The following is a 9,759-nucleotide window of genomic DNA, read 5'->3' as shown; positions in this document are numbered from 1 at the left end:
GCAGAGCGTCCAGAACTGCATGCGACGCGGAGCGTCGCACGATAGTTGAAAGAAAGCGCTTTTTTACCGCGATGGCACTGACGACGCAGACTGCGGCGTCAGTGACGGCGGCCCCCGGATCAGTGTCAGGGCGAAGGAACCCGACGAAGCCGGGCCGGAAACGGAGCGGGGGGGGGCCTACTTTGATCCTTCAAAGTCAGTCGCCGAGGGGCGAAGAGGTGCCGTGAGCCGTGAGCAAACATCACTGACATCGCAGAACCATGGTGTGACGCAGAGCGTCACGAAATGCATTCCCACCAGAGCGCGGGGACGGTCGTCAGCGTGGGACCGAGCGTGCATCCCTCAACTCAACCGCGTCAGATACCCCGGCACTTCCTGCTCGGGCAATACCGACAGCACTTTCAGGCGCTGGAGCATGCGTTGCCGGGCGCGTTGCAGGTGTTCCTTGAGGTTCAAGGCGGCGGCGTCAAAAGCACCGTGCAGCAATAACTCAATGATCAGCCGGTGCTCGGCCAGCATCGCCTCATCCGCGCCGATATCCAGCAGCCGGTAGAAAATCCGGTTGATGATCATCGGGCTTTGCGCCTGACTGATCAAGGTCGCGATCTTGCGGTTTTGCAAGCCTGCCAGACAGTGATGATGCAAGTCCTCTTCAAGACGCTCTATGTCTTCCAGGCTACATTGCGCGGCGTTTTGCGCCTGGACGACCCTGGCCAGCATGGCCTCCAGGGTTTCACGACTCAACTGCGGCGCGGTCAGGCGCAATGCCTCCGGCTCAAGACAGGCGCGCAGTTCGTAATCCTCGGTGATCTCCCGCGCGGTCAACGGCCCGGCCAGCCATTGTGAATAAGGCTCTTTTTCCACCAGGCCGCGATCACGCAAGCGCATCAGCGCCTCACGCACCACCGAGCGGCTGACGCCGTAGTGTTGCGCGGCGCTTTGCTCATCCAGACGATAGTGGCCGAAGGCGATACACGCCGACAGCGCCGCGCCGATCTCGTCATGAATGCGTTCGCCGAGCGGGCGCGTGTCGACCAATTCTTCGTTGCTGTCCAGGCCGAACTGCGTGTGGCTCAGGCTCAAGCGCAACGGTTCGACGTGCTGACGCTCTGGATTGACCAGATAACCCCGGCCATCGAAACGACTGATCAAGCCTTCTGCGTGCAGCAGGTTAAGTGCCTTGCGCACCGGCACCCGGCTGGTGCCGAACAGCTCCCCAAGCGGCGCTTCAAGCAATACCAATCCCTTGGCGGCCGCACCCGAGACAATGGCGTTACGCAATACTTCTCGAATCATTGCGTAGCGCGATGCGGTGCGCGAGTCCTCTTCTGACATCGGTTTCATACACTTCTGACGGCTGACGGGCGATTCTCGCACAGATGCGCCGTTGTCACCTTGGGCTACGTCCTGACGCTCACTCATGGGGCCACCGTTACTTTTTTGCACTAAAATGTATCTTTTATAAAAGATACATTATTTCTTTATGACGCTTTGGTGCTTGGCCTGGCCGCTCGCTCTGAGCGAATGGCTCCTTTGCAGAAAGAGTTCTAGCACGGCGGTTCCAGCTTCGCAGGGCCTGAATGGCGACGGGGACGAACAACTGATTCAAGCAGATTGGCATGGAATCTGCCTTTGTTAAATGTACATTTTATTAATAAGTACATTTTTAAGGCGTGATACCCATGACCGATACCAGGAGTCACAGCGTCACCCGTGATGCCTGCGCAATGGCCGAAGCGTTTGCACAGGGGCTCAGTGATCCGCTGCAGGTTCTGGAAGACGCCCTGCAACAGGCGACACAGGTCGATCATGTGTTCATTTCCATGAGCGTCGAACGTGCCCGCAGGGAAGCCGAAGCGTCCGCTGCCCGCTGGAAACACGGGCAGCCGCTTAGCCCATTCGACGGCGTGCCGGTGGCCTGGAAAGACCTGTTCGATGTCGCCGGTTGCGTCACGACGGCGGGCGCTACGGTGCGCAACAACCTGTCGCCAGCCTTGCTGGATGCGCCGAGCGTCGGGCTGCTGGCGCGTGCTGGCATGGTCAGCCTGGGCAAGACCAACCTCAGCGAGTTTGCCTATTCCGGGCTGGGACTGAATCCGCACTTCGGCACGCCGATCAACCCGAAGAGCGATAGCTCTCCGCGCATTCCCGGTGGTTCTTCTTCGGGTTCGGCGGTGGCGGTGGCTGCCGGGATCGTGCCGATTGCGATGGGCACCGACACTGCCGGTTCTATCCGTATTCCCGCTGCGTTCAACGGTCTGGTCGGTTTTCGCAGCACCAGCCGCCGCTATAGCCGCGACGGCGTGTTCCCGCTGGCGCTGACTCTGGACAGCGTCGGCCCGCTGACCCGCAGCGTGCGCGATGCGTTGGTGATCGACGACCTGCTTTGCGCACGCAGCAAGCCCACTTCGCTGCTACCCCGCAGCCTTGCCGGTCAGCGTTTTCTGGTTGATCGGGCCGTGCTGGAAGACGAGCGCGTTGCGCCTGCCGTTCGCGACAACCTGTTGCGCGCCGTCGAGGCCTTGCGAGCCGGTGGTGCGTTGATCGAGATGGGCCACTGCCAGGCCTTTCAGGCCACCTTGCAAGTGATCCAGCAGCACGGCTGGCTGGGTGCTGCCGAGGCCTTCGCACTGCATCAGTCGTTGCTCGACAGCGACGCCGCCAGCCAGCTCGACCCTAGGGTTCGCAAGCGTCTGGAGGCCGCGCGCCATATGCCCGCCAGCCTGCTGGTCAATCTGTACGCCGCGCGGGAACGCTTGCAGGAGCAATTGACCCTCGAACTCGATGGCGCGCTGCTGATCACCCCAAGCGTTGCCCATGTTGCGCCGCCGCTCGCGCCGCTGTTGAACGACGAAGAGCTGTTCATTCAGACCAACCTCGCCACGCTGCGCCTGACCATGCCCGGCAGCTTGCTGAACATGCCCGGCGTGTCGCTGCCCAGCGGTTGCGATGCTGCGGGCCTGACCACCGGGTTGCTGCTCAGCGCTCCGGCGGGAGAAGACGCACGCCTGTTGCGCGCGGCTCTGACGGTGGAGTCGTTGCTCAACCAACCTTGAACGCAAGCACTTTGAAAGCATGCACCTGAACACTGCAAACCGGCGCGCGTGCTGAACACCGCGTAGCCGTTCTGATTAACCAGCGGGAGAAACAAGATGGCCAAAGAAATTCTGTGTGCGTTTGGTGTGGATGTCGATGCCGTCGCGGGCTGGCTCGGCTCGTATGGCGGCGAGGATTCGCCGGACGATATCTCGCGTGGGCTGTTCGCCGGGGAAGTCGGTGCGCCACGTTTGCTCAAGCTGTTCGAGCGTTACGGCCTGCGCACCACCTGGTTCATTCCGGGGCATTCGATGGAAACGTTCCCGGAGCAGATGAAGGCTGTGGCCGATGCCGGGCATGAAATCGGCGTGCATGGTTACAGCCATGAAAACCCGATTGCCATGACCCCCGAGCAGGAAGAAATCGTCCTCGACAAGTCTATCGAATTGATCACCCAGATGACCGGCAAGCGCCCGACCGGCTACGTCGCGCCCTGGTGGGAATTCAGCAACGTGACCAACGAGCTGCTGCTCAAGAAGGGCATCAAGTACGACCACAGCCTGATGCACAACGACTTTCATCCTTACTACGTTCGCGTCGGCGACAAGTGGACCAAGATCGATTACAGCCAGCATCCGGACACCTGGATGAAACCGCTGGTGCGCGGCGAAGAAACCGATCTGGTGGAAATTCCCGCCAACTGGTACCTCGACGACCTGCCGCCGATGATGTTCATCAAAAAAGCGCCGAACAGCCACGGTTTTGTCAACCCACGGCACCTGGAAGAGATGTGGCGCGACCAGTTTGACTGGGTCTATCGCGAGCACGAACACGCTGTCTTCACCATGACCATTCACCCGGACGTGTCTGGTCGCCCGCAAGTGCTGCTGATGCTGGAGCGTTTGATCGAGCACATTCAAAGCCATGCCGGCGTCAAGTTCGTCACTTTCGACGAAATAGCCGACGACTTCGTGCGTCGCAACCCCCGTACCCGCTGATTCATTGCCCTGTCCGAGGCGTCACTCATGTCCATTTACAACAAGCTCGACCTGACCGGCTGGAAACCTGAGCAACTGACTCCGGAGCAAGTACGGTTCGCCACATGGATTGCGTTTTTCGCGTGGGTGTTTGCGGTATATGACTTCATTCTGTTTGGCACGCTGCTACCGGAAATCGGTCGGCATTTCAGCTGGAGTGAGGTCGAACAGGCCGAAATAGCGACCTGGGTCGCGGTCGGCACAGCGGTGGTGGCACTGGCCATCGGTCCGCTGGTAGATCGCCTGGGACGGCGCGTGGGTATCATTTTCACTGTGAGCGGTTCGGCAATCTGTTCGGCGCTCACGGCCATTGGCGGATCTTGGGGCAAGTCGCCTTTGATCCTGATTCGTTCGCTGGGCGGTCTGGGTTATGCCGAAGAAACGGTCAACGCGACCTACCTGAGCGAAATCTACGCCGCGTCCGACGACCCCCGTCTGGCCAAGCGCCGTGGCTTCATCTACAGCCTGGTGCAGGGTGGCTGGCCGGTCGGTGCGTTGATTGCGGCAGGGCTGACCGCCGTGCTGTTGCCGATCATCGGCTGGCAGGGTTGCTTCGTGTTCGCGGCTATCCCGGCCATCGTCATTGCGATCATGGCGCGCAAACTCAAGGAGAGCCCGCAGTTCCAGATCCATCAACGCATCACTCAGTTGCGCAAGAAAGGCGACGTGAGCCAGGCGCAGGCGGTGGCGCAAACCTATGGGGTCGATTACAACGAGCACAGCAAAGCGGGCATCGGTGCTGCCTTCCGCGGTACTTCGCGTCGCGCCACGCTGGTGATCGGTGCTGCGATCCTGCTCAACTGGGCGGCGATTCAAGTGTTCAGCGTGCTGGGCACCACGGTGATCGTCAGCGTTCACCACATCTCGTTTGAAAACTCGCTGATCATTCTGGTGCTGTCCAACCTGGTGGGCTACTGCGGCTACCTGTGCCATGGCTGGATGGGCGATCGCATTGGCCGTCGCAACGTCATCGGTCTTGGCTGGATGCTTGGCGGCCTGGCCTTCGCTGGCATGCTCTACGGGCCGAGCAGCATGGTGACGGTCGTTGGCTTATACAGCCTTGGGCTGTTCTTCCTGATCGGCCCTTATTCGGCGGCTTTGTTCTTCATCAGCGAAAGCTTCCCGACCAGCATTCGTGCTACCGGCGGCGCAATCATCCACGCTATGGGCCCGCTGGGTGCCGTGGTAGCAGGTTTCGGTGCCACGTCGGTCTTGAGTGCCGGCGGTGACTGGCAGACCTCGGCGTTGTACTTCGGCGCAGTGCCTTGCTTCCTGTCCGGCGCGCTGATGTTCGCGGCCAGGCATGTGCGACCTGAAACCGTGAAATAAGGAGCAAACCATGACGCGTAAAGTTGCAATGGTAACCGGTGCCGCCAGCGGCATCGGTCAGGCGCTGGCAGTGGCCTTCGCTCGGCAGGGTGTTGCGGTGGCCGGCGGGTATTACCCGGCGGACCCGCATGACCCGGATGAAACCCGCAGGTTGGTGGAAGAGGCGGGCGGCGAATGCCTGATGCTGCCGCTTGACGTGACCTTCACAGCGTCAGTCGATGACCTGGCCGCAGCGGCGATCAAGGCGTTTGGCCGAATTGACTACGCGGTGGCCAACGCCGGATTGCTGCGCCGTGCGCCGTTGCTGGAAATGACCGACGAGCGCTGGAACGAGATGCTCGACGTGGACCTGACCGGCGTGATGCGCACCTTCCGGTCGGCTGTTCGGCACATGGGCGAGGGCGGCGCGCTGGTGGCTATTTCCTCGATTGCCGGCGGTGTTTATGGCTGGCAGGACCATTCCCATTACGCCGCCGCCAAGGCTGGCGTACCGGGCCTGTGCCGTTCGCTGGCAGTGGAGCTTGCGCCCAAAGGCATCCGCTGCAATGCCGTGATACCCGGCCTGATCGAGACGCCACAGTCACTGGACAGCAAGAACTCGCTGGGGTCCGAAGGCCTGGCACAGGCGGCCAAGGCCATTCCGCTGGGTCGCGTCGGCCGAGCGGACGAAGTCGCCGCGCTGGTGCGTTTTCTGTGCAGTGACGAAGCCAGTTACCTGACCGGGCAAAGCATCGTGATCGACGGCGGCCTGACCGTGCGTTGGCCGGGGTAGATCGCGCAAACTCAACCAAGGACCCCAACCCATGCAACAACTCAAACAAAAGCGGGCAGTGATCACCGGTGCAGGCAGTGGCATTGGTGCTGCCATCGCCCGCGCCTACGCCATTGAAGGCGCGCATCTGGTGCTGGGTGATCGTGATCCGGTCAACCTGGCAAAAGTCGCCGAACACTGCCGCCAGCTCGGCGCGCAGGTGCACGAATGCGTGGCTGACGTCGGTAGCGTCGAGGGCGCGCAGGCCAGCGTCGATGCCTGCCTCGAGCATTTTGGTGGCATCGACATTCTGGTCAATAACGCCGGCATGCTCACTCAGGCACGCTGCGTCGACCTGAGCATCGAGATGTGGAACGACATGCTGCGCGTTGATCTGACCAGCGTGTTCGTGGCCAGCCAGCGGGCCTTGCCGCACATGATTGCGCAGCGCTGGGGACGCATCATCAACGTCGCCTCGCAACTGGGTATCAAGGGCGGCGCCGAACTGACCCATTACGCCGCCGCCAAGGCCGGAGTCATCGGTTTCAGCAAATCGTTGGCACTGGAAGTTGCCAAGGACAACGTGCTGGTCAACGCCATCGCGCCCGGTCCTATCGAAACGCCGCTGGTGGCCGGCATAAGCAGCGCCTGGAAAACCGCCAAGGCCGCCGAGCTGCCGCTGGGTCGTTTCGGGCTGGCCGAAGAAGTCGCGCCCGTGGCTGTGCTGCTGGCCAGCGAGCCGGGTGGCAACCTGTTCGTCGGCCAGACACTGGGCCCCAATTCCGGCGATGTCATGCCATGAACTCACTGCGGGAGAAGCGCTGATGTGTGGATTGTGCGGCCTGTTGGGCGAAGACGTGCACTGGAGCGACCCGCTGGCGACCGAGTTGCCCCGGCGGCGTGAGCGCTTGCGGCGGATTGCGGCGATCAACAAGGTGGTTGCGCCGTTTCGTCTCAAGGTCGAAGACTTTCAGGGGGTGTCCTACCTGCTGCTCGGGGCGACCGGCAAGCAGGAATTGGCGAGCGGTCTTGAGCAGTTATGGCAGAAGGCCGAACTGTTGATCGGAGGCCCGCTCGACCCGCTGGATGCTCGCGTCCTTGATCATTTGCAGAGGTCATCATGAGTATTGCCCTCAACGTGATTACCGGCTTTCTCGGCAGCGGCAAGACCACGCTGCTCAAGCGCCTGCTGGCCGATGAAAACATGGGCGACACCGCGCTGCTGATCAACGAGTTCGGTGATGTCGGCATCGATCATCTGCTCGTTGAAGAGGTAGCGCCGGACACCGTACTGTTACCCAGTGGCTGTGTCTGCTGCACCGTTCGCGGCGAGTTGAAGGATGCCTTGCTGGGCCTGCTGGAACGGCGCAATCGCGGCGAGATTCCGGCGTTTCGCCGGGTAATTCTGGAAACCACCGGCCTGGCCGATCCGGCCCCGATCCTCTCCACCCTGAGCAATGATCCGCAACTGCGCGGACGCTTTCACATCGGCCTGATCATCACGCTGGTGGACGCCTGCCACGCCACCCTGCAAGAGCGCCTGCACCCGGAGTGGCTGGCGCAAATCGCGGCGGCGGACCGGCTGTTGCTGAGCAAGACCGATCTGGTGGACGAGCCTGCACTCGACGCGCTGCGTGAGCACCTGCAGGCACTGAATTTTTCCGCGCCGTTGCTGGACACGGCGCAGATTTACAGTGGCGATCAGTTGCTGCTCGGGGAGGGCGTGCGCAGCGCCGAACCGGCTGCCGAGGTAACACGCTGGCAACTGCACCGCGTCGAGTCGAGGTCGGCGCGGCATGGTGATGCACAGGTCTGTTGCCTGACCTTCGACCGCCCGCTCGACTGGGTCGGTTTCGGGGTGTGGCTGTCGATGCTGTTAAGATGCCACGGCGAACGAATCCTCCGCGTCAAAGGACTGCTCAACGTGAACGACAACCAGGCTCCCATCGTGATTCATGGTGTGCAGCATTGCCTGCACGCACCGGTGCACCTCGCGGCCTGGCCGGGTGAGGATCGCACCTCGCGGCTGGTGTTCATCCTGCGCGGTCTGGACGCGGAGTTATTGCGGCGTTCGTTCGAGGTGTTCTCCAGCAGCTTCGCGCCGTCGCTCAACGAGTCGGCGGCATGACCATCACTTTACGTGTACTCGGCACTTCAGTGACCTTGCTCGAATCGTTGCGCGAGCGGGCTGAGCAGGAACTGGGCATCAAACTGGTCTACCAGATTCATGACGTGCAGACCGCGCAGCGCATCGCGGTCATGCAGCCTGACAGCTACGACCTTTATGATCAGTGGTTTCACAACGTCGATTTCGTCTGGCCTGCGCGGGCGATTCAGCCCATCGACACGCGACGTATTGCGCTGTGGCACGAGATCAACGACCTGCCCAAGCGCGGTCGTTTACGGCCCACTGATCAACCGGGCAGCGGCAGCGTGCCCAGCGAGCGCCTTTTCGTGCAGCACGACGGCAGCCTCGGCAGCACGGTGACCGATCGCATCAGCATGTTGCCACTGACCCACAACGCCGACAGTTTTGCCTATCGCCCCGAGCGCTTGCCGGAAGGTTTGAGCCCTGCGGATGAAAGCTGGGGCTGGCTGCTGGATTCAGCGTGGGGCGGGCGTATCGCGTTACAAAGTGACGCCGCCATCGGCGCGCTGGATGCCGCACTGGCGGTACAGGGCGCGGGGCTGGCGCAGTTCAACGACATTGGCAACATGAGCATCGAAGAGATCGACCTGCTCGCCGATGTGCTGGTGCGCAAACAGCAGCAAGGGCATTTTGGCGCATTCTGGTCTGACGACGAAGAAGCTGCCGAACTGATGCTCAGCCCGACCATCGACATCCAGAGCCTGTGGTCACCGACCCTGGTCAGGTTGCACCGCGCAGGTGTGAAATACCGTGTGGCGGTGCCCAAAGAGGGCTATCGCGGCTGGTTCGGTGGGCTGTCCCTGTCGCGCTACGCCAAAGGGCCGGTGCTGGATGCAGCATATGCCTACCTGAACTGGTGGCTTTCTGGATGGCCGGGCGCAGTCATGGCGCGACAGGGGTACTACATCGGCAACCCGGCACGCAGCCGTGACCATCTGAGCGCCGCCGAATGGGACTACTGGTACGCAGGCTTGCCCGCTCGCGAACAACTGCTCGGCAGCGACGGCCTGCCCCTGATCGACGCCGGAGAGATCCGCGACGGCGGCTCCTACGAAGAACGCATGGGCCACATCGCCGTGTGGAACTCGGTCATGAACGAACACAACTACCTGGTACGCCGCTGGAGCGACATCTTGCGCGCCAGCGGCAAAAGCAGCGCGAAGGCGCGTTAGGGTCAGGGCTTCTGATGGTTATTGTGCCAATGCGCGCATTGGCATGCATCCGTGACGCTCTGCGTCACAACCAAGCTGCCGCGCAACGTCATGCCTGCCCCGTATTCACTGCACATAAACAAAAGCGCTTCTTCACCGCGATATGACTGACGACGCAGAGTGCGACGTAAGTGACGGCGGCCCGCGGATCAGTGTCAGGGCGAAGGAACCCGACGAAGTCGGGCCGGAAACGGAGCCGGGATTTTGCTTACTTTGATCCTTCAAAGTCAGTCGCCGAGGGGCGAA

Annotated in this window: 9 protein-coding genes; 8 read left to right on the top strand and 1 reads right to left on the bottom strand. The window is 61.7% G+C overall.

Annotated elements, in window-relative coordinates; genetic code table 11:
• Nucleotides 1-342 precede the first annotated feature (342 nt).
• Nucleotides 343-1,335 (bottom strand): GntR family transcriptional regulator, encoded by a 993-nt coding sequence (locus tag DW49_RS0121190; protein WP_161633153.1) that lies wholly within the window; start codon nt 1,333-1,335, stop codon nt 343-345.
• Nucleotides 1,336-1,682: 347 nt separating this feature from the next.
• Here DW49_RS0121190 and DW49_RS0121185 point away from each other — a divergent pair, with 347 nt between their 5' ends.
• The 8 genes from DW49_RS0121185 (at nt 1,683) to DW49_RS0121150 (ending at nt 9,474) form a co-directional block, all read left to right on the top strand.
• The gene (locus tag DW49_RS0121185) at nt 1,683-3,056 is read left to right on the top strand and encodes an amidase (RefSeq protein WP_005620084.1); all 1,374 of its coding nucleotides are present in this window, start codon (nt 1,683-1,685) and stop codon (nt 3,054-3,056) included.
• Nucleotides 3,057-3,152: 96 nt separating this feature from the next.
• Nucleotides 3,153-4,034 carry a polysaccharide deacetylase family protein gene (locus tag DW49_RS0121180; protein ID WP_004658231.1) on the top strand — a complete coding sequence of 294 codons (882 nt, stop codon included), beginning with the start codon at nt 3,153-3,155 and terminating at the stop codon, nt 4,032-4,034.
• A 27-nt stretch (nt 4,035-4,061) separates the two neighbouring features.
• The gene (locus DW49_RS0121175) at nt 4,062-5,402 is read left to right on the top strand and encodes an MFS transporter (RefSeq protein ID WP_005620083.1); all 1,341 of its coding nucleotides are present in this window, start codon (nt 4,062-4,064) and stop codon (nt 5,400-5,402) included.
• Nucleotides 5,403-5,412: 10 nt separating this feature from the next.
• The gene (locus tag DW49_RS0121170) at nt 5,413-6,174 is read left to right on the top strand and encodes an SDR family NAD(P)-dependent oxidoreductase (RefSeq protein WP_005620082.1); all 762 of its coding nucleotides are present in this window, start codon (nt 5,413-5,415) and stop codon (nt 6,172-6,174) included.
• 31 nt (nt 6,175-6,205) lie between these two features.
• Complete coding sequence (locus DW49_RS0121165; RefSeq protein WP_005620081.1) at nt 6,206-6,955, top strand: SDR family NAD(P)-dependent oxidoreductase; 750 nt, start codon at nt 6,206-6,208, stop codon at nt 6,953-6,955.
• Between the two features lie 22 nt (nt 6,956-6,977).
• Nucleotides 6,978-7,277 (top strand): hypothetical protein, encoded by a 300-nt coding sequence (locus DW49_RS0121160; protein ID WP_005620080.1) that lies wholly within the window; start codon nt 6,978-6,980, stop codon nt 7,275-7,277.
• Nucleotides 7,274-8,281: a CobW family GTP-binding protein gene (locus tag DW49_RS0121155; protein WP_005620079.1), complete on the top strand. Its 1,008-nt coding sequence runs from the start codon at nt 7,274-7,276 to the stop codon at nt 8,279-8,281. Before DW49_RS0121160 ends, DW49_RS0121155 begins: the two co-directional genes overlap by 4 nt.
• The gene (locus DW49_RS0121150) at nt 8,278-9,474 is read left to right on the top strand and encodes an ABC transporter substrate-binding protein (RefSeq protein WP_005620077.1); all 1,197 of its coding nucleotides are present in this window, start codon (nt 8,278-8,280) and stop codon (nt 9,472-9,474) included. Before DW49_RS0121155 ends, DW49_RS0121150 begins: the two co-directional genes overlap by 4 nt.
• Nucleotides 9,475-9,759 lie beyond the last annotated feature (285 nt).

The organism is Pseudomonas avellanae BPIC 631 (assembly GCF_000444135.1).
Lineage (GTDB): Bacteria > Pseudomonadota > Gammaproteobacteria > Pseudomonadales > Pseudomonadaceae > Aquipseudomonas > Aquipseudomonas avellanae.
The sequence above is the reverse complement of the archived record's forward strand: the minus strand, read 5'-3'. Positions and strand labels throughout refer to the sequence as shown.

Bases quoted from the DNA above. Each gene is read 5' to 3' on its own strand.
- DW49_RS0121190 (WP_161633153.1), bottom strand. From the start codon at position 1,335: ATGTCAGAAGAGGACTCGCGCACCGCATCGCGCTACGCAATGATTCGA.
- DW49_RS0121185 (WP_005620084.1), top strand. From the start codon at position 1,683: ATGACCGATACCAGGAGTCACAGCGTCACCCGTGATGCCTGCGCAATG.
- DW49_RS0121180 (WP_004658231.1), top strand. From the start codon at position 3,153: ATGGCCAAAGAAATTCTGTGTGCGTTTGGTGTGGATGTCGATGCCGTC.
- DW49_RS0121175 (WP_005620083.1), top strand. From the start codon at position 4,062: ATGTCCATTTACAACAAGCTCGACCTGACCGGCTGGAAACCTGAGCAA.
- DW49_RS0121170 (WP_005620082.1), top strand. From the start codon at position 5,413: ATGACGCGTAAAGTTGCAATGGTAACCGGTGCCGCCAGCGGCATCGGT.
- DW49_RS0121165 (WP_005620081.1), top strand. From the start codon at position 6,206: ATGCAACAACTCAAACAAAAGCGGGCAGTGATCACCGGTGCAGGCAGT.
- DW49_RS0121160 (WP_005620080.1), top strand. From the start codon at position 6,978: ATGTGTGGATTGTGCGGCCTGTTGGGCGAAGACGTGCACTGGAGCGAC.
- DW49_RS0121155 (WP_005620079.1), top strand. From the start codon at position 7,274: ATGAGTATTGCCCTCAACGTGATTACCGGCTTTCTCGGCAGCGGCAAG.
- DW49_RS0121150 (WP_005620077.1), top strand. From the start codon at position 8,278: ATGACCATCACTTTACGTGTACTCGGCACTTCAGTGACCTTGCTCGAA.